Source organism: Bacteroides sp. ET336, assembly GCF_024733815.1.
Classification (GTDB): Bacteria; Bacteroidota; Bacteroidia; order Bacteroidales; family Bacteroidaceae; genus Phocaeicola; species Phocaeicola cellulolyticus.
Genome location: NZ_JANRHK010000005.1, coordinates 22780 through 43205 on the forward strand (window position 1 = coordinate 22780; position 20426 = coordinate 43205).

Genomic DNA, 20426 nt, shown 5'->3' on the forward strand with positions numbered 1-20426 from the left:
ATTATTCTGAAATGTTATGTTGAAATTCCTATGACTGCAAAATTAGAAAAAATCATCAAAACAGCAAGGAAAAATTTCATTTTTACTGTTTTGATGATTTAATAATATCAATTTGTCTTCAATATGCGTTAGTTTTCTATCTTTTTTAAGTATCCTACCGGCATTTCCACTATTGCACACCCCAGCATATTCAGTCTGACTGATACCTGACATTTTCCGTCTGTTTCCATCAGTTCTCCTTTCAGTCCGTTCAGAGGTCCTTTTATAACCTCTACCTTTTCTCCAGGTTTAAGTGTTTCTGTAGTGAAAGAGACTGCACTTTCCGAATAGTCCAGCATAAACATGAATCGTTCCATCTCGTCATCCCTTATAACAGCCGGTTTGTGGGTTGTCCGGTCTATCATCGTACCGTTTATTGATGGTATGGTCTTCAAAATCTCAATTCTTGTTTTTTCATCCGTATTTATAAATATCATCATAGGTATTACCACTTCCTTTACCTTCTTTTTCCTGTCACTCCATTGTTTTACCCTTTCCTGTAGTGGTAGGAAGTTTCTTATACCCATATTATAAAGTTTTTCAGCTGTTTTTTTTTCGTGATGCATCTTTACATACATCGCATACCAGTGATTATTTTCCATCTTGTTCTTTATAAGTGGTTTAATAGTCGTTAGATTACCGTTCAATATATTCTACGGCGTATAAATCAATACAAATGTATAAATAAAAATCAATACCGTTATTTAAATCTGTAAAACTTTCTTTTTTGTTTGATGATATTATTCAGCCGAATATAGTATATACTATGTTTTTTTTATTAATTTTGTTCTATTATAAGTTTTGCTGTTGATTGTAAAATAGCAGCAAAATGTCATTTTAATCATATAAGGAGTTTATATATGAATGAAGTTGAGCTTCGTATAATAGGAGTGTCGGATTTGTTAAGGCCTTCTACATCGCATGCGTTGATATTGGAAGAAGTGTTTGGTTATGAAGAGAAAAGACGTTTGGCTTTGATTATAGGGGATAGGGAGGCTGCGGATATCAGGTTATGTATGCACAATTATGATACCCCCCGTCCTATGACTTTCGATTTGATGAATTCTATAATAACAGAAGCCGGTATGATAGTGGAAAAGGCTGTAATTTATGATGTGGACGGTGGTATATTCAGTTCATATATATATTTCACACGTTCTGACGGAAGTGAATTTAAAGTTGATTCCCGTACAACCGATGCTTTTTCCATGTCTTTAAAGATGGGTTTTCCTGTATATGTTCTTGAGGATTTGCTGGAAAAAGAAAAAATCCGTATCGTTAGTGCCGACGGTGCAGGCTTCAGTATGCCTCTTAATTCTGTAGGGACAGATATGCTGAAATTGGATTTGCAAGCGGCTATCAATAACGAGGATTATGAAAGGGCAGCAATGCTAAGAGATGAAATATCCAGAAGGGAGGGGAATAATAAGTGTTAATAAATATATTATAAAGCTATGATAAATTTCCTTATTATAAAATAAAGTTAAATATATGGGTTTTTCTTGATGTTTTATATGTTACATAACATAAAACCCGTATATTTGCACTGTGTTTTTCATGGTATTAGATTTAAGGTTAATGAAGATTGGGAGTCTGGGAAGATTCCCTTTTTTTATGCCTCATATTTTGCCGGAAAAACTACAGTTCATTTTTTTGAAACGTATCAACCGGATTATTATGGAAACAGAAACTATAAAATTATTGAAAGAGTGGGCAGCCACTTACCATTGTGCATCGTTCATTCCCGACGATCCTGTACAGTTCCCTCACAGATATACCGAACAGTGTGACATAGAGATTTCAGGTCTGCTTACGGCTGTCCTCAGCTTCGGCAACCGCAAGATGATACTCCGCAAGGCGGACGAGCTGGACGCAATTATGGGACATTCACCTTTGCAATATATCCTTTCTGAGAAATGGAGAGATGATTTCCGTGCCGATGACAAGAGCAGTTTCTACAGGATGGTGTCGCATTCCGATTTCCGTTTTTATCTTGAAAAACTTTATTCTGTCTATTCCGAAGGAAAGACTTTGGAAGACAAACTTTTGGAATATGCCGGAACACCTATGCAGAAACTATGCGCGTTTCTTGAGGCGTCCGACCGTTCGCCTCAGAAAAAGCTAAACATGTTCTTGCGCTGGATGGTGCGTCAGGACTCGCCGGTTGACTTCGGTGTGTGGAAAAGAATGTCTGCTTCCGACCTGATTATCCCTCTTGATACCCACGTATGCCGTGTGGCGCATCTTCTCGGTCTTACGGACAAGCCTGTGTTCTCACTCACAAACGCCAAAAGAATAACGAACGCCTTAGCCGAGATATTTCCCGGTGACCCTTGTATGGGCGATTTCTCTCTCTTCGGCTATGGGGTGAACAACAAGTATTAATAAGATATGTACAATCTATCCAATAACTGTACTTTTAGTTCAGTAATGAATGATTGAAAATGTGGCAGAAGAAATCATCAGTTCTTTTTATTTTTCTGCCTATTTTTGTATCTTTGTTCCAAACGTACATCGGTTTTGTTCCTAATTATTAATTTTTAATTCTTAATTGACCGACATGAAATATCCCATAGGAATCCAGAGTTTTGAACGTATAATCGAAGACGGTTATGTCTATATCGACAAGACCGACCTTATATACAGTCTTACCCACGGTGGCAGCATTTATTTTCTTAGCCGTCCGCGCCGTTTCGGTAAAAGCCTTCTTGTCTCCACACTGAAGAACTATTACCTGGGGAATAAGGAACTTTTCAAGGGATTGAAGATAGACCGTTTGGAGAAGGACTGGAATGTGCATCCTGTGTTTCATGTGGATTTCAACGGGGCGAATTTCACTCAGGCTGGTGTTTTGGAGACCATGCTTGATGATTATATTGATAAATGGGAAAAACAGTATGATATTCATACTGATCCGGGACTTGGGGTAGGACTTCGTTTTCGTGATATACTTTGCGCTGTACATGAGCAGACAGGCCGTCGTGCCGTAGTCCTGATAGACGAGTACGACAAGCCTATCCTTGATGTGCTTGATGTTGATACATTATTGGAAGACCGTCACCGCAATGTTCTTAAGGCATTCTATTCCGTGTTTAAGGTAGCAGACAGTCATCTCCAGTTCGTACTTCTTACCGGTGTGACCAAATTCTCTCAGGTGAGTGTGTTCAGCGGTTTCAACCAGCCTAAGGATATCAGTATGGATGTTCGCTACGAGACACTTTGCGGTATTACACAGGAAGAGCTTGACGGCTATTTTGTCGAGCCTGTATCTGCCATGGCTGAAAGGAACCGTTGCTCTTTTGAGGAAATGAAATCTCTTTTAAAACAGAAATACGACGGTTACCATTTCAGTGACAATATGACTGATGTCTATAATCCGTTCAGCCTGCTCAATGCCTTAGATAGTCTTCGTCTTCAGGATTATTGGTTCAGTTCTGGAACTCCTACGTACTTGATTCGTCTGCTTGCTCATTTCAAGGAGAACATGAATGAACTGACAGGCAGATATTATAGCCCGGAAGAATTCATTGATTATAAGGCCGATGTGGAACAGCCTTTACCCATGATTTACCAGAGCGGATACCTGACCATCAAGGACTACAATATGCGCCGTAATACTTTTCTTCTTGATTTTCCGAATAATGAGGTAAAGAACGGTTTTCTTACTGCCATTGCTACATCTTATCTACAGCCTAAGAAGCGTGTTGAGGGTTGGATTTTTGATGTGCTGGATACTTTGGAGGGTGGCGATACCGACAGACTGTGCAGCCTTTTCACCTCATTTCTTTCGAGCATCCCTTATACTATGCGCCGCAAGGATGATGAGAGGGAGCGCGAACGCTATTTCCAATATACATTCTACCTGATTCTCCGCCTGATAAGCGTCTATACGGTTTATGTTGAGAAGCAACAGAGTCACGGTCGTGTGGACTGTGTGCTGGAAACGCCTCAATATGTGTATATCTTCGAGTTCAAACTCGACGGAACTGCTGAAGAGGCCTTGCGTCAGATAGAAGAAAAGGGTTATGCTGGTGAATACGCCTCAGATACACGTACACTTTATAAGATAGGTGCGAGTTTCTCTTCCGAAACAGGAACGATAGGAGATTGGAAAACAGTCTGATGAAAATAAATATTACCTTTATCAGAAATTCATTGAAGCATAAACGCCGTAATGACGGTCACCTGCTACAGGGCTTATCGTAAGATTATGTTTCTTTGCAAATGGTCGTGTGAATATGTATGAGCTGGCTGTACCTATAACGGCTCCTGCCGCAACATCCCACCAGTCATGTTTCTTGCCATAAACGCGACTCCAGCCTACATACGTTGACAGTACATATGCCGGTGCTCCCCATTTCCAGCCATAGCGACGCTGGATGAAAGACGCTGCCGCGAATGATACTGACGTATGCATGGAAGGGAAGGAGTGGAAATCGCTATGATCAGGACGTTCTTTCTTTACGGCATATTTCAGTGCGTATGTCACTCCCAGTGTGGTTATGCCTGAAAATACTCCTTGTTTCAACCCCTGCCAATCCTTGTTTATAAGAATGGCTGTCAGTCCGGCTACAGGCAAAAGCACTGCACCTATATCGCCTGATGTTCGGACTGCCTTACGGCTACCGGTAATTTCGATGGTTTGTGCGCTTATGGAGAATGACAGCAGGCAAACCATAAATAATATGCTGATTCTTTTAATCATATTCTCTTTATCATTTTGTATAGAAACGCAAACTTCAGCGTGTCTGTTTAGCTGAATATTTCCATTATTTTAGGTATAAATATAATCAGTCCGACTATGGCTGCTGATATGGCAAGTATAAGCACTGCTCCTGCAGCAAGATCCTTGGTACGTTTGATAGCTTCATTATATCCCGGTGAAACAAGGTCTGCAATGGCTTCTATTGACGAGTTTACAGCTTCTGCTGCAAGTACTGTGCCTATGGCGAAAGTTACAGCTATCCATTCAGTAGTGGATATGTCGAAAGCAAATCCCGCTATTATTACGCATACAGCCGCAAAACAATGTATCCATGCATTGTGTTCACGGGTAATGAGCAATATTATGCCGTTAAAGGCAAACTTGAAGCTCTTCAGCCTTTTTTTGAGTGTAAACCCGTCGTTCTTCATCTCTATATTATAAATCGATGGTTACTTCCACCGGACAGTGGTCCGAACCGAATATTTCTGTATGTATTTTTGCTCCCTGAAGTTTATCAGCAAGGCGTGCAGAAGCCACGAAATAGTCAATACGCCACCCTGCGTTCTTTTCGCGTGCCTTGAAACGGTATGACCACCAGGAATAGATATTCTCCATGTCAGGATAGAAATGGCGGAAAGTATCAATGAAACCGGCATCGAGTAATGTCTGGAATTTTTCTCTTTCCTGGTCGGTAAATCCGGCATTCATACGGTTAGTCTTTGGATTTTTCAGGTCTATTTCCTTGTGTGCTACATTCAGGTCTCCGCAAACCAGTACCGGTTTTTTGCTGTCAAGGTTCTTGATGTATGCCCTGAAATCGTCTTCCCATGTCATTCGGTAGTCAAGACGTTTCAAACCGTCCTGTGAATTAGGAGTATATACTGTTACAAGGAAAAAGTTTTCCATTTCTAGTGTTATCACACGTCCTTCGTGGTCATGTTCGTCAATGCCTATGCCGTATGTTACGTTCAGAGGCTGGTGACGAGTGAATATTGCTGTACCTGAATAGCCTTTCTTTTCGGCATAATTCCAGTATGATGTGTATCCTTCGAAACTGAGGTCAAGTTGTCCTTCCTGCATCTTTGTTTCCTGCAGGCAAAAGAAATCGGCATCAAGTGCCTTGAATGAATCACGGAAACCCTTGTCGCAGCAGGCGCGGATTCCGTTTACGTTCCATGAAATAAGGCGCATATTTAATTAATAATTAAGAATTAATAATTGAAAGTTACGGGTTGTTGGTTGTTAGTTGTCATAACCATTCGGACAGAAACTAACAACTAAAAACTAACATCTCACTTCGTTATATCAAAAAGATAAGTGATTTTACCGCATATGTAAGTATGTGCTGAACGTGAGAAATAATCTTTCTTTGTTGTGTTGAAGAAATCGCTAAGTCCGAAATAGTATCTGCCTTCAAGAAGGAAATGTCCTATGCCGGTACGTATCTCCAGACCTCCACCTCCAATCAGTCCATAGTCGAAACCGTTTTCTGCAGCTTTGCCGTATTGCTCATTTTGTATTGAAGGAATGGCATGAGTTTCCTTTTCATTAAGAAGGAAACCTATTTGCGGACCGAGGTTAAGGATGAAACGTGCTCCGTTGCCATATTCTTTTCCGAACGCCAGATGAGCCATGAGCGGTATTTCTACATAGTTCATAGCTCGTTGATAGCTGTCACCGCTTCCGTCTTCTATCACCTCTTTCCATCCACGCTGGGAGTAGTTGACCTCCGCCTGAATACCGCAAATCATGCTGAAATATTTCTCTGATATATATCTGGCGGTAAATCCCATTTGCGGGCCTATTAAGTAACCTTGTTTTATTCTTGGGGAGAAATCAACGTTTCCCAGATTGACTCCTCCGCTTATACCTACGGAAAAGTTATGTTTCTGTTCCTGCAACTGAGCGTTGGCTGTAGAAACATTAAGGCCAAGGATAATACCAAGCAAATAGAGTATATATATTTTTTTTATCATTCAAAGTCAAGTTTTATCAGTTCATAATCCTTAGAGAAGTGTACGAAGAATACTTTTCGGTTAATAAATCCTCCCCAGTTGTTTACCCTTTCAAACTTGAAACCGGTCTGTATAGGTGTCACCTGTATTGAGTTCAGATTTTCCTCCATCTTGTTTCCGTATTTAGACAGACCTTTTAGGAAGAAATATCCTGTGTCGTATCCCAACATTCCGTATTTCGGGTATATGTTTGCCATGTCCTTACTATACCAGCGGCGGTATGAGTTGGTGAAATGGACAGCAGCTGGGAAAAGATTGTTTGTATAGAATGACGAATAGAAATATGTATCTATTTCGTAAAAGCTTGCAAGATAGTCGTTTGTATAAGTCTGCCATTCAGGATAGCCGAACAGGTTCATCATATAGTTTGGATGTTCGCGTCGGATCTGTGTCAATTGTGGAAGAATTTTTACCAGTGCGGTACTTTTTCCTGAAGTAGGTATGAATATGTTGTTTCTCAGCGTATCCATAACAGTGGTTATCTCATAAAAATTATCAGTTACGGTAAAATCGCGATAGCTTATGCCATTGTTCCTTAATTCTGTCTTCATACCTTTGATGAACTCATCCTTTTCTCTGTCACCATTGCTTGCGTTCAGGAATATCACGTTGCTGTCGCTGAACTTGCGTGTAAAGTGTTCGTAAACCTCGGAATACAGATATGACTGTGGAGTATTTATCTGATAGATGTGAGGATTTTTGAAAACCTCATCTACCTTAGGAGCAAACGGGACTACCAGGCGTATGTTGTTATTGTCGGCGAATGTTGCCAGAACATCAATATCCTGTGCCTTTGCCGGACCGAATATTATGTCCATATTCTTCATTTCCTTTTTTGAGAGGATGCTGTTCAGGGTAGCTTCTCTTCCTTTCGTGTCGTATGTGTAAAGATCTATGGATACACCTTGTTTTTTCAGACTATCCACTGCCATAAGGAAGCCTTCGTAATATTCCACCATTCGTACTTGCTCATCCATATTGGTGCTTGTACCTGCCATAAAAGGTAACATTACTGCCGCTTTGATAGTCTTTATGTCTTTTTTCAGTTCTTCGTTCTGGCTGAAAACCTCTTCGTTGGTAAGTTCTTTTGTTGTAGGTTGTGATTCTGACTCTTGTTTCTTGTCATTCTTTCCGTATGGTATGAAAAGGAATGTACCTTTTTTCAGTTTTCCTGTCTTTAATTCAGGGTTTGCTGCTATCAATTCTTCTTCTGTTATGCCATATTCGCGGCTGATGCTGAAAATGGTTTCTTTCCTTTCCACTTTATGCATGTCTTTCCAGTCGTTCATCTTCACGTTTGTGTTCTCCTGTTCTTCGATTTTAGGAGTCTCTTTTTGTGGCTTGGAATCAGACTGTACCGGAATTATTATTACCTGTCCCGAGCGGAAATTCTCTGTACTCAGTCCTGGATTGGCTTCGCATATAGCCTGTGTGGTGACATTATATTTCACCGATAGACGGTATAAAGTCTCGCCTGCCTGTATTGTGTGGAATACAGGTTTGTCGGAGTTTGTTGTAGCTGCCTGTGGAATTTTAAGTGCAGCTCCCTCTCGGATTTGCTTGTCGCTGCCTGGATTGAGACGTACAATGTCGTCAATGGTGACATTATACATACTTGATATAGAGTATAGGCTTTGGCCTTTGGTTACTGTGTGAAGGAAATATCCGCTCTCGGCTGTAGCCTGAGCCATTACTTTGATGCTGCTTCCGGCAATGATTGCCAGTGCAAGAAATACAGATTGAATAAATTTCATTTTTCAGCTATATGATTATTTACGGGCAAAAGTACGAAAAAAGCATTATCTTTGCAATGTTTCACTGAATATTAAGATATGACAGAAGGAAAAGAAACGATAAGCGTGCAGGGAGCACGTGTACATAATCTGAAAAATATAGATGTCGAAATACCGCGTAACAGCCTTACGGTTATCACTGGGCTGAGTGGAAGCGGTAAGTCGTCGCTTGCATTCGATACAATCTTCGCCGAGGGACAGCGCAGGTATATAGAGACATTCTCCGCATATGCCAGAAATTTCCTTGGTGGAATGGAACGTCCTGATGTTGACAAGATTACAGGACTGAGTCCGGTTATCTCAATTGAGCAGAAGACGACCAACAAGAATCCGCGTTCCACTGTGGGTACAACTACCGAGATATACGACTATCTGCGTCTGCTCTATGCGCGTGCAGCTACGGCATATTCCTATCTTTCGGGAGAGAAGATGGTGAAATATACCGAGGAACAAATCATAGAACTTATAAACCGTGATTATAAGGGGAAGCGTATATTTATACTTTCTCCATTGGTTCGTACCCGAAAGGGACATTATAAGGAGCTGTTCGAACAAGTCAGGAAAAAAGGCTATCTTTATGTGAGAGTTGACGGTGAAGTGAAGGAAATCACTCACGGAATGAAACTGGACAGATACAAGAACCATGACATAGAAGTTGTGGTAGATAAAACAGTTGTAACCGAGAAAGAGGATAAAAGGTTGCGACAGAGTGTGGCCACTGCCATGCGACTGGGAGACGGTTTGCTTATGATACTGGATGCGCAGACAGAAAGTGTGCGTCATTACAGTAAGCGTCTGATGTGTCCTGTGACAGGACTTTCTTATCGTGAGCCGGCACCACACAATTTTTCTTTTAACTCTCCGCAGGGTGCATGTCCGCGATGCAAGGGATTGGGATATGTCAATCTGATAGATGTTGACAAGGTAATTCCGGACCGTACGCTTTCTGTGTATGAAGGGGCAATAGCACCACTTGGAAAATATAAGAATGCTATGATCTTCTGGCAACTCAGCGCATTGCTCGAACGTCATGAAGCTACACTGAAAACTCCTGTAAGCGAATTGCCTGACGATGCCATAAATGAAATCCTTTACGGTTGCGACGAGCGCCTGAAGATAGACAGATCGCTTGTACACACTTCGTCCGACTATTTTGTGGAGTACGAAGGTATAGTGAAATATATACAGATGATGCAGGAGAAAGACGCTTCTGCCACTGCTCAGAAATGGGCTGAGCAATTTGCCAAGACCGATGTATGTCCTGAGTGTAAGGGGATGAGGCTGAATAAGGAGGCTCTTCATTTCCGTCTGCACGACAAGAATATCTACGAACTGGCTTCGATGGACATAAATGAACTTTATGAATGGTTGCAGGGAGTGGAGGAACACCTTGACAGCAAACAGAAAGTAATAGCGCAGGAGATTCTGAAAGAGATACGTACCCGACTGAAATTCCTGCTCGATGTGGGACTGGATTACCTCTCTCTCAACCGTACTTCCGTCAGTCTGTCGGGTGGTGAGAGCCAGCGTATCCGCCTTGCAACACAGATTGGTTCGCAGCTTGTAAATGTACTTTATATCCTTGATGAACCTAGTATCGGACTTCATCAGAGAGATAATGTCCGACTGATAAACTCCCTGAAAAGTCTTAGAGATATAGGCAACTCGGTAATAGTAGTAGAGCATGACAAGGACATGATGCTTGCATCGGACTATATTGTAGATATGGGACCGAAGGCAGGACGATTGGGCGGTGAAGTGGTATTTGCAGGAACTCCGCAGGAGATGCTGAAGACACACACTATGACATCGCAGTATCTGAACGTAGAGATGAAGATAGAGGTACCGACGCAGAGAAGACCGGGCAACGGCAAGAAACTTTCTCTGTTCGGAGCAAGAGGAAATAATCTGAAAGGAGTGGACGTGGAATTCCCGTTGGGAACACTCATCTGTGTGACAGGTGTTTCGGGAAGCGGTAAGTCAACTCTTATCAACGACACTCTCCAACCTATACTATCGCAGCATTTCTATCGCTCACTTCAGGACCCTTTGCCGTACGACCGTATAGAAGGACTTGAGAATATAGATAAGGTGGTGAATGTGGACCAGTCGCCGCTTGGACGTACTCCGCGTTCAAATCCTGCTACATATACCGGAGTGTTCTCGGATATAAGAAATCTGTTCGTAGGTCTGCCGGAAGCAAAGATACGTGGTTACAAGCCTGGACGTTTTTCGTTCAATGTAGCCGGAGGACGCTGTGAGGCTTGCGGAGGAAACGGATATAAGACCATAGAAATGAACTTCCTGCCTGATGTGCTTGTTCCTTGCGAGGTATGTCATGGAAAGCGATATAACCGTGAGACATTGGAAGTAAGATACAAAGGCAAGTCGATAGCCGATGTGCTTGATATGACCATAAACCGCGCTGTGGAGTTTTTCGAGAATGTTCCACAGATTCTGAACAAGATAAAAGTGCTTCAGGATGTAGGATTGGGATATATCAAGTTGGGGCAGCCTTCGACAACACTTTCGGGCGGAGAAAGCCAACGTGTGAAGCTTGCTACCGAACTCTCGAAGAAAGATACAGGAAAGACTTTCTACATCCTTGACGAACCTACTACTGGATTGCATTTCGAGGATATCCGTGTATTGATGAACGTACTCAACCGTCTGGTGGACAAAGGAAATACAGTTCTTGTGATTGAACATAACCTTGATGTTATAAAGATGGCAGACTATATTATTGATATGGGACCTGAAGGCGGAAAGGGTGGAGGACAGCTTCTTTCGTGCGGAACACCTGAGGAAGTGGCTATGTCTGATAAAGGATATACACCTAAATTCCTTAAAGAAGAATTAAATCAGAAATAAATTGTTTAATCTATACAAACGTAATTATGAATGCTGTTTAACCAGCTTTTAAAAAGTATTTAAATAGCTTTTAAACGGCATTTAAACATTGTTTAAAATTATACATTATAAATTATGGCTAAAGAAAAAATATCCAAGACCAATGTGGCAAGACTGTTGGACAAGGATAAGATAAAATACGAACTCGTGCCATACGAGGTCGATGAGAATGATTTGAGTTGCGTGCATGTAGCCGCTACGCTCGGTGAGAATATAGAACAGGTATTCAAGACACTTGTCCTTCATGGCGATAAGTCTGGATATTTCGTATGTGTGATTCCGGGAGAACATGAAATAGACTTGAAACTGGCAGCCAAGCTGTCCGGAAACAAGAAATGCGACCTTATCCCGATGAAAGAACTTCTTCCGCTTACGGGATATATTCGCGGTGGATGCTCGCCGATAGGTATGAAGAAACATTTCCCTACGTATATCCATCACACATGTAATGATTTCGATTATATCTATGTTAGTGCCGGAGTACGCGGATTGCAGGTTAAGATAGCTCCTGCAGATTTGATTAAGGTGAGCCGTGCGGAAGTCTGCACATTATTTGAGTGATGTGTTTCAAACCTGACATAACCTGATGTGCTCATGTCTCTGGCTTCAAACTATAGTTTTACACACTTCAAACTACAGTTTTACGCATTACAAACAATAGTTTTACGCACTTCACACTACAGTTTTACGTAAAAAACGAACAGTCGTTTTTCCTATTTTTTATAATAACCATAATTAAAAACTATAACAATGATATTTACAGCAGAGAATATCCTTTTGATAGGATCGGTACTTATTTTCACCAGTATATTGATAAGCAAGACTGGTTATCGTTTCGGAATACCTACGTTGTTGCTTTTCCTCCTTGTCGGAATGCTGTTCGGTAGCGATGGATTAGGGTTGCAGTTCAACAGTGCCGAAGATGCCCAGTTCATAGGAATGATGGCACTCAGTATCATTCTTTTTACCGGAGGTATGGAGACTAAGTTCACAGACATTAAGCCTGTTCTTAAAGAAGGTATAGTTCTTTCTACCGTAGGAGTTCTTCTGACGACTTTACTTACCGGACTGTTTATCTTCTATATTTCGGGATGGAACAGCACGAATATCGAGCTGACATTCATGGTATCGCTGCTTCTGGCGGCTACAATGTCTTCTACCGATTCAGCCTCTGTGTTCAGTCTTCTTCGTTCGCAGAAAATGAATCTGAAGGAAAACCTTCGTCCTATGCTGGAGTTGGAAAGTGGAAGTAACGATCCTATGGCATATATGCTTACTATAGTTCTGATTCAGGTTATTTCAAGCGGCAGTTCTCTCAGTATTGGTCTTCTGATTAAAGACTTGTTTGTGCAGTTTCTTATAGGTGGTGCTTTGGGATATTCCATGGGACGATTCATGTCGTGGCTTACCAATAAGATAGGACTGTCAAATTCATCTCTTTATTCCATACTTCTTCTCAGTATGGTATTCATCACCTTCACGGCTACAGATATGCTGAAAGGAAATGGCTATCTGGCAGTTTACATTGCAGGTGTTGTGGTAGGCAACATGAAACTGTCATACCGAAAGGAGATAAATACATTTATGAATGGTCTCACATGGTTGTTTCAGATTATAATGTTCATTACTTTGGGATTGTTGGTAAATCCTCATGAGATGCTTGATACGGCTGTAGTGGCATTGCTTATCGGTGTGTTTATGATTGTAGTTGCGCGTCCGTTGAGTGTATTTGCATGCCTGCTCCCTTTCAGAAAAATAAGTACCAAGGCGAAACTTTTTGTGTCGTGGGTAGGACTGCGCGGTGCCGTGCCTATCATATTTGCCACATACCCTGTTATTGCGAATATCGAGGGTTCGAACCAGCTTTTCAATATAGTGTTCTTCATCACTTTGCTTTCACTCGTTATTCAAGGCATGACAATCTCTTCTGTGGCACGCTGGCTTAAACTTGATTTACCCTTGGAGAAGGAAGGAAACGAGTTTGGAGTGGAATTACCTGACGAGATAGATTCGCAGCTGCATGATATTACTCTCAATGAAGAAATGTTGGTACACGGTAACCGTCTGGCTGATATGAATATTCCTAAGGGGTCGCTAGTGATGCTCATCAAACGCGGAAACGAGTTTCTGATTCCGAACGGACAGATGGAACTGCATGTGGGTGACAAATTATTGTTTATAACGGAGAATACGAAAGATTAAATTTAAAATATGGTATTTTATTTTTCAGCTACAGGCAATTCTTTATGGGTTGCACAATACATATCCAATGCTTTCAATGAACCTTTATGTGAAGTCTCCGGGTTTATACGGAAACATTCGGCTGAAGGTCTGAAATATACGTTGCGTGATGAGGCGGAAATGTTGTTTTTCGTATTCCCTGTACATTCCTGGGGACCGGCATTGGTCATGCTGCATTTTATCAGGGAGTTACAGTTGTCCGGATTGAAAGGAAACTGTGTATTCGCCATTGGTACATGTGGTGACGATTGTGGATATACAGACCGGATAGTGCGTAAGGAACTTGCAGACAAATGTATTCCTCTGGAAGCCTTCTTTTCGCTGAAAATGCCAAATAACTATATTCTTATGCGTGGTTTCGGTGTAGATCCTGAGCCGGTGAAGGATGAAAAACTTGCTATGGCTCCAAGTAGTATGGAACAGATTGTAAAAGCTATAAATACACGTAGTTATTCTGAATCTCAGATTCTCCGTACAGGAATGTCGTGGCTGAAGAGTTATGTGGTCTATCCTGTATTTAAGAGATTTGTTATAGGCAGGCAGTCTTTCCGGAGTACTGATGCGTGTATTTCCTGCGGACTGTGCGCTAAGGTCTGTCCAACAGGTATGATAGTTATGCAGAACGGCAAACCGGTATGGCAAGGAAGGGATTGTGTACAGTGTACGGCATGCATACACCGTTGTCCGGCTAAGGCTATTGAGTTTGGCAAGGTGTCGGTGGGCAAGGGAAGATATGTTCATCCGGTACTTGCAGGAAAATGATAATAAATAAACCATAAACTATAGATATGAATAACACATTGAAAAGCGACAGAATAGAAGTTGTCGATGCCTTACGAGGTGTTGCATTGTTTGCAATAGTGATTTTACATTGTTTTGAGCACTATAATCTTTATTATATGCCGGATTGTCAGCCTCATTGGCTTACGGCTCTTGATAAAGGGGTTTGGGATACGGTATGGTTCTTGTTTGGAGGAAAAGCCTTTTCCACTTTTTCTATTCTTTTTGGACTTAGCTTTTTTATTCAGTTTGATAATGCAAAAAAACGTGGACTTCCTTTCCGATGGAGATTTGTGTGGAGAATGATTCTTTTGATGCTTTTTTCTCAGCTTCATTCCTTATTTTATAACGGGGATATTCTTTTGTTGTATTCCGTTATGGGAATTTTCCTTGTATCAGTATCAGGTCTTTCCACAAAATCTGTGCTTATATTGGCTTCGGTTATGATTATTCAGCCTGTTGAATGGATAAGACTGATTTGTATCGGATGCGACATTCCTTTTCTGGAATATGGGAATAACTGGGTAGTGTATGGTAATCTGGCAAAGCCTGTAATGGAGTCCGGTAGTTTTCTGGAAATTCTGAGGTCAAATATCACCGACGGGCAGTTGTATGGTAATTTATGGCAGATAGAAAACGGTCGTGTTTTTCAAATAGGAGGACTGTTTCTGTTTGGAATGGCAGCGGGAAGGCTTTCTTTATTCAAGAAATCTGATTATTCTGTCATGATATGGAAAAAAGTATTGTTGTGGTCTGTAAGCCTGTTTGTAGTTTTCAATATAATCAAGATGACATATCCGGAAATGGTAGCCGGTAATGAAGCTCTAATGGTACCGTTGAATATTGCAGTACCGTCTATATGCAACTTTCTTTTTATGGCATTGCTGGTTTCATTCTTTGTTTTGATATGGTGGTTCGGAGTAGGAAACGGATATAGATTCCAACGTATATTTATCCCTTATGGGAAAATGAGTCTGACAAACTATATTGTGCAGTCAATAATAGGTGTATCTTTATTTTATGGCTTCGGCTTTGGATTATATAAATATACAGGAGCAACTTCGTGCTTGGTTATAGCGATATTTGTATTTATGATACAGTTGTCATTTAGCAGGTGGTGGCTTTCATCTCACAGACATGGACCGTTGGAGTGGATATGGAAGAAACTTACATGGATTACTGTCAGGTAAGTGTATTGTATTTAATAATTATATAAGCTTTTAAAGAAATGACTGAAAAGGAAAAATGCCATAAAGGGCTGCTCTATGATGCTAATTATGATGAAGAACTGTTGCGTGAGAGGGCAGTATGTAAAGATTTATGCTATGAATATAACTCTTTGAGACCGTCAATGATTGCCGAACGTACTGAAATAATACGACGACTGTTCGGAAAAACGAGAAATAACTTTCTGATAGAGCAGCCTTTTTATTGCGACTATGGCTATAATATCGAAATAGGTGAGAACTTCTATATGAATGTGAATTGCGTCATTCTCGATGGTGCAAAGGTGACATTTGGTGATAATGTTTTTGTCGCTCCTAATTGTGGCTTCTATTCGGCAGGTCATCCTCTTGATGCTGAGAAAAGAAATATGGGACTGGAATATGCTTTCCCTATTACAGTAGGTAATAATGTTTGGATAGGGGCAAACGTGACTGTTCTGCCTGGAGTGTCGATAGGCGATGATGCGGTTATAGGAGCGGGAAGTGTAGTTACAAAAAAGATACCTTCGGGAGTTTTGGCAGCCGGTAATCCTTGCAGAGTAATTCGTGAACTGACCGAGGATGATAAAAACAAATACAGAATGGAATAAACACATAAAGCATTATAAATATGAAGAAACTGATTTTAAGTTTGTTTGGAATTATGGCTCTTTCGTCGGTAGCGGCGCAGAGCCTTGAAAAGATGAACTGGTTCAATGAGCCGGAAAAATGGGAGATAAAGGACAGCAAAACCATGACTATGTTTGTTACTCCTCAGAGTGACTATTGGCGTATATCACATTATGGTTTTACTGTAGACGATGCTCCTTTCTACTATGCTACATACGGAGGTGAGTTTGAAGCAAAAGTAAAGGTGTCGGGAGAATACAAGACACGATTTGACCAGGCTGGTATAATGTTGAGAATAGACCATGAGAATTACATCAAGGCAGGAATTGAATTTGTCGATGGCAAGTACAATCTTAGTACAGTGGTTACTCATAAGACATCCGACTGGAGTGTCATTACTCTTGACAAACCTGTTCCTTATATCTGGATTAAGGCTGTAAGAAGACTTGATGCTGTAGAGGTGTTCTATTCTTTCGATGATAAAGAATACACAATGATGCGCAATGCGTGGATGCAGGACAATGTTCCGATGAAGGTCGGTATCATGGCAGCATCTCCTGATGGAGACGGATTTGAAGCCAAATTTGAGAACTTCACTGTGAAACATTTGCCGGACATGCGCAGATTGGAATGGCTGAAAAAGAATGCGGCAGAATAATTACATAACAAATGTTATAATGTAAATAATTGATAGGATTAATCATTCAGATGATTAATTTTGTCAATTATTTTTTTGTATCCTTTTAATGTAAAAACATAGATGAAAACAAAATCAGTTGCTTTTTTATTATTGTCTTTTATCTCGATTATTGTAAAAGCTGGTCCTTTTTCTTCACTAAGAAATGAAATAATACACAGTATAGATAAATACGATGCAAAAGTTGGTGTAGCTGTAATGATAAACGATACTGATACTCTGACAGTGAATAATAGCGATAAATATCCTATGATGAGTGTCTTCAAGTTTCATCAGGCATTAGCTGTATGTCATCTTCTACAGATGAAAGGAATACCATTGGACTCTGTAATCAATATATCAAGGAAAGAGTTAAGGGAGAATACTTATAGTCCATTACGTGACAGATTTCCGGAAGGAAATATCCGCATAAGCTTATCGGAACTTATGGAATATACACTCCAACTTAGCGACAATAATGCATGTGATATTCTGTTCAACCGTATTCTTAGTATAAAAGAAACAGACAGGTATATTCGCTCATTGGGTATTGATGATTTTTCAATAGAAATGGATGAAAACGATATGCATGAGAATCTTGACAACTGTTACAGCAACTGGACTACACCTATGGCTGCCGTACGACTGATAAATTTATTTCTAGAAGGAGGTGCAGTTTCTGCTGAATATTATGATTTTATTAAAAGAACAATGACGGAATGTACTACGGGTATCGGCAGATTGCCATATCCGTTGAAGAACACTGCAGCTGTGATAGGTCATAAAACTGGAACAGGCGACAAGAATTCCGATGGGCGGTATATTGGCATAAATGATATAGGTTTTATTGATTTGTCGAATGGTGACCGTTATCTGATAGCCGTATTTGTGAAAGATTCTGCCGAGAACTATGAGACTACGGAAAAAATAATAGCAGAAATATCATCTATAGTATATAAGAATATTAGTAATCAATAAAAAATGTATTATGAAAAAAAACAATCTTTTATTTTTACCTGCATCATTAATGATTATGATGTCGTGTGCTGAAGGGGAAAATATGTTTAATGAAACATCATTCATTGGCGAATGGCACGAGATAATGCCTGTAAACAAGCATATCCTTCAGGGTGTCGTGTTTGAAAAGGACGGAAAGGCTTCGTCTGTGGGTATGGCTACTCTGAAATATAACGGTTGGGAGTTGTTGAAGAAAGGAAAAGAGTGCAATATTGTGTTGTCAGGCGAAAGTATTGGTAACGGCCAGACTATACAGTTCTCAGATACACTTAATGTCATATCACTGAATAATGATACTTTGACCTTGGGAAAAGGAGATATGTATCGTATTCAGTATGTTAAATTTGAAAATTCTGAAGGACAGGTTATAGGAGGAAGTGATGCTGCCATGGGATATACTTATTCAAAAGTACTCGATAAGAAAATCAGGATTTTTGAGGAAGGTTGCCGTTTGCTGTCGGCTACAGATCCGAATGACACTATGGCTGCATATTCAGTGTTTTCTGTCGATTCATCAAAGGTAGAGCTGTTTTTGCCTGGAGGGGCTGTGGTATTGGACAAGCGTGTCAGACCTGATGGAACTGCGGTATGGAACGTAGAGGATGATGATACTTATATGGTAGAGAAGTATAACGATGAATGGCTCGTTACCAGAAGAGGCAAGTTGCTTTATGCTACATCTGGAACAGAGAATACCATTAATGCAGAATTTACAGGAAAAGGTGGTGAGAATCTGTTCGTTACATTTTTCAATAATGCAGGAGTGGCTCAGATGAATTATAACGGTGTTGATTATTTGCTTTATCAGTATCGTACTGCTTCCGGTTACGGATATAAGAATGCTTTTGCCGATATTCGTGGAAAAGGCAAGAATATGACACTTACTTTGGCAGGAAGTGAATCTATCGAATTTACTGAAAAATGATAGGACTTTAATTTAGTAATGTCAGTTGATATATAAAAAATCCCGGTTCGGAATTGTTTTTTAACTTTCCGAATCGGGATATTCTTTTTTGTTATAATTGTGGTAATGTTGTCAATTACATATTGTCATTAGTAAGAGTCTTACCCTTGTATTCACCTGTAAGAGTTTTCAGGAACTTCACGATGTTGGCAGTTTCAGTTTCTGTAAGTGTGATACCTACTTCGTATTTAGCCATATCGTTTACAGCTTCTTCAAGTGTCTTCTTTGTACCGTCGTGGTAGTAAGGACCTGTCAGCTCGATGTTTCTCAGACCAGGAACCTTGAATCTGTGCATGTCGCGTTCTGTCTTGGTTTCCTTGTTGCGGCCATGGTCTTCGAATGTGATTTCAGTACCTCTGTCGCCGAAGTAGTCAGCTCTGACTCCCATAAGCTCGTATGACTGTCCTCCCAGGTTTTCACCCACGTGACAAGTAGCACAGTTGTACTCCTTGAACAGTTCGTAGCCGTTTATCTCTTCTGCTGTAAGGATATTCTTGTCGCCTTTCAGATATTTGTCGAACTTAGAGTTTGGTGTAATCAATGTGCGTTCGAATTCCTGAATAGCATCAGTGATAGTTTCCTGAGTAAATCCCTCAGGATATACTTCCATAAATGCTTTTTCAAAGGCTTTGTCTTCTGAAAGGACTTTACATATATCATCGAATGATTTGTGTCCCATTTCTATAGGGTTGAGTGGAGGACCACCTGCCTGTGCTGCCAGTGTAGCGGCACGTCCGTCCCAGAACTGAACGAAATTGTAGTGAGCATTGAACACCGTAGGTGCGTTTACACCTCCAACCTGTCCGTCAACACCTTCTGAGAAACGCTTGTTGTCCACACCTGCAGTGTTCAGAGCATGACAAGTTGCACACGATACGGTATTGTCTATAGAAAGACGCGTGTCGTGGAAAAGCATATCTCCAAGGATAACCTTTCGGATATCTACAGGAATAGAATCGTGTATAGGGCGTATTGGCTCGTTTGCAAACTCAGCTGCAGCCAGAGTATTTGGATATGCCTGAGCTCTGTAATTCTTTACCCAGTCAAGAGCAATCTCTGTTTTCTTGCCAGTCATAGACGAACCCCAGTGTACAAGGTAATATTTAGCCAATGGCATTGTACCGTCCTTTATTACCTTTTCTACTTTAGCCAAATCGACTTCGCCCACTTTCTCACCATTCTTGAGAGCTGTCACCATAGGCTCTACGTCAAACTCTCTGTATCCTTTCTCGATATCCTCTTTCACCACTTTTCCTGCAATAGGGAAGTTGGCATAGAAAGGAAGTTTAGGATTTGCCGAGTGGCACTCCATACATCCTCCGTCAGTAAGTATTGCAAGCATTCTTTCGTTTGCTGCAAGCGATTCTGATGGAGCTTGATTCACAAGGCGGTAAACTGCCACAGCTCCCGCTGCAATCAGTAATGCTGCCAAGATAATCTTTTTCTTCATA

Annotated in this window: 19 protein-coding genes; 12 read left to right on the forward strand and 7 right to left on the reverse strand. The window is 40.7% G+C overall.

Annotated elements, in window-relative coordinates; translation table 11 throughout:
• Window positions 1-128: 128 nt before the first annotated feature.
• The gene (locus NW213_RS06810) at window positions 129-641 is read right to left on the reverse strand and encodes a UpxY family transcription antiterminator (RefSeq protein WP_154044098.1); all 513 of its coding nucleotides are present in this window, start codon (window positions 639-641) and stop codon (window positions 129-131) included.
• Between the two features lie 258 nt (window positions 642-899).
• Here NW213_RS06810 and NW213_RS06815 point away from each other — a divergent pair, with 258 nt between their 5' ends.
• The 3 genes from NW213_RS06815 to NW213_RS06825 all read left to right on the forward strand — a co-directional run bounded on the left by NW213_RS06815 (window position 900) and on the right by NW213_RS06825 (window position 4162).
• The gene (locus NW213_RS06815; protein WP_154044116.1) at window positions 900-1475 is read left to right on the forward strand and encodes a bifunctional nuclease family protein; all 576 of its coding nucleotides are present in this window, start codon (window positions 900-902) and stop codon (window positions 1473-1475) included.
• 241 nt (window positions 1476-1716) lie between these two features.
• Window positions 1717-2424, forward strand: coding sequence for a TIGR02757 family protein (locus tag NW213_RS06820; protein WP_258322264.1), 708 nt, complete (start codon window positions 1717-1719; stop codon window positions 2422-2424).
• A gap of 175 nt (window positions 2425-2599) precedes the next feature.
• Complete coding sequence (locus tag NW213_RS06825) at window positions 2600-4162, forward strand: ATP-binding protein (RefSeq protein WP_258322265.1); 1563 nt, start codon at window positions 2600-2602, stop codon at window positions 4160-4162.
• A 21-nt stretch (window positions 4163-4183) separates the two neighbouring features.
• Here NW213_RS06825 and NW213_RS06830 read toward each other — a convergent pair whose 3' ends face one another.
• The 5 genes from NW213_RS06830 to NW213_RS06850 form a co-directional block, all read right to left on the reverse strand.
• On the reverse strand, window positions 4184-4717 hold the full coding sequence (locus NW213_RS06830; protein ID WP_154044115.1) for a phosphatase PAP2 family protein: 534 nt from the start codon (window positions 4715-4717) through the stop codon (window positions 4184-4186).
• Window positions 4718-4791: 74 nt separating this feature from the next.
• Window positions 4792-5172 carry a diacylglycerol kinase family protein gene (locus tag NW213_RS06835; protein WP_154044094.1) on the reverse strand — a complete coding sequence of 127 codons (381 nt, stop codon included), beginning with the start codon at window positions 5170-5172 and terminating at the stop codon, window positions 4792-4794.
• 7 nt (window positions 5173-5179) lie between these two features.
• Window positions 5180-5935 (reverse strand): exodeoxyribonuclease III, encoded by a 756-nt coding sequence (locus tag NW213_RS06840; RefSeq protein WP_154044093.1) that lies wholly within the window; start codon window positions 5933-5935, stop codon window positions 5180-5182.
• 101 nt (window positions 5936-6036) lie between these two features.
• Window positions 6037-6720, reverse strand: coding sequence for a porin family protein (locus NW213_RS06845; protein WP_154044092.1), 684 nt, complete (start codon window positions 6718-6720; stop codon window positions 6037-6039).
• Complete coding sequence (locus tag NW213_RS06850) at window positions 6717-8513, reverse strand: LysM peptidoglycan-binding domain-containing protein (RefSeq protein ID WP_154044091.1); 1797 nt, start codon at window positions 8511-8513, stop codon at window positions 6717-6719. The genes NW213_RS06845 and NW213_RS06850 overlap by 4 nt, the downstream gene beginning before the upstream one ends.
• A gap of 78 nt (window positions 8514-8591) precedes the next feature.
• On the opposite strand from NW213_RS06850, the gene uvrA reads away from it, so the two are divergent.
• The 9 genes from uvrA to NW213_RS06895 all read left to right on the forward strand — a co-directional run bounded on the left by uvrA (window position 8592) and on the right by NW213_RS06895 (window position 18936).
• Window positions 8592-11423, forward strand: coding sequence for an excinuclease ABC subunit UvrA (gene uvrA, locus NW213_RS06855; protein ID WP_258322267.1), 2832 nt, complete (start codon window positions 8592-8594; stop codon window positions 11421-11423).
• 114 nt (window positions 11424-11537) lie between these two features.
• Window positions 11538-12023, forward strand: coding sequence for a Cys-tRNA(Pro) deacylase (gene ybaK / locus NW213_RS06860; protein ID WP_154044089.1), 486 nt, complete (start codon window positions 11538-11540; stop codon window positions 12021-12023).
• A 189-nt stretch (window positions 12024-12212) separates the two neighbouring features.
• On the forward strand, window positions 12213-13664 hold the full coding sequence (locus tag NW213_RS06865; RefSeq protein ID WP_154044088.1) for a potassium/proton antiporter: 1452 nt from the start codon (window positions 12213-12215) through the stop codon (window positions 13662-13664).
• Between the two features lie 9 nt (window positions 13665-13673).
• Window positions 13674-14465: an EFR1 family ferrodoxin gene (locus NW213_RS06870; RefSeq protein WP_258322268.1), complete on the forward strand. Its 792-nt coding sequence runs from the start codon at window positions 13674-13676 to the stop codon at window positions 14463-14465.
• 26 nt (window positions 14466-14491) lie between these two features.
• Entirely contained in the window at window positions 14492-15673 is a 1182-nt protein-coding gene (locus tag NW213_RS06875) for a DUF418 domain-containing protein (RefSeq protein ID WP_258322269.1), read from the forward strand.
• A 38-nt stretch (window positions 15674-15711) separates the two neighbouring features.
• Entirely contained in the window at window positions 15712-16299 is a 588-nt protein-coding gene (locus tag NW213_RS06880; protein ID WP_258322270.1) for a sugar O-acetyltransferase, read from the forward strand.
• A gap of 20 nt (window positions 16300-16319) precedes the next feature.
• Window positions 16320-16976 (forward strand): DUF1349 domain-containing protein, encoded by a 657-nt coding sequence (locus NW213_RS06885; protein WP_258322271.1) that lies wholly within the window; start codon window positions 16320-16322, stop codon window positions 16974-16976.
• Between the two features lie 102 nt (window positions 16977-17078).
• Window positions 17079-17972, forward strand: a complete 894-nt coding sequence (bla, locus tag NW213_RS06890; RefSeq protein WP_258322272.1) for a class A beta-lactamase, subclass A2 — start codon at window positions 17079-17081, stop codon at window positions 17970-17972.
• Between the two features lie 10 nt (window positions 17973-17982).
• Window positions 17983-18936, forward strand: coding sequence for a lipocalin family protein (locus NW213_RS06895; protein WP_258322273.1), 954 nt, complete (start codon window positions 17983-17985; stop codon window positions 18934-18936).
• A 115-nt stretch (window positions 18937-19051) separates the two neighbouring features.
• On the opposite strand, the gene NW213_RS06900 is transcribed toward NW213_RS06895, so the two are convergent.
• Window positions 19052-20425, reverse strand: a complete 1374-nt coding sequence (locus NW213_RS06900) for a cytochrome-c peroxidase (protein ID WP_258322274.1) — start codon at window positions 20423-20425, stop codon at window positions 19052-19054.
• Between the last annotated feature and the right edge of the window lies 1 nt (window position 20426).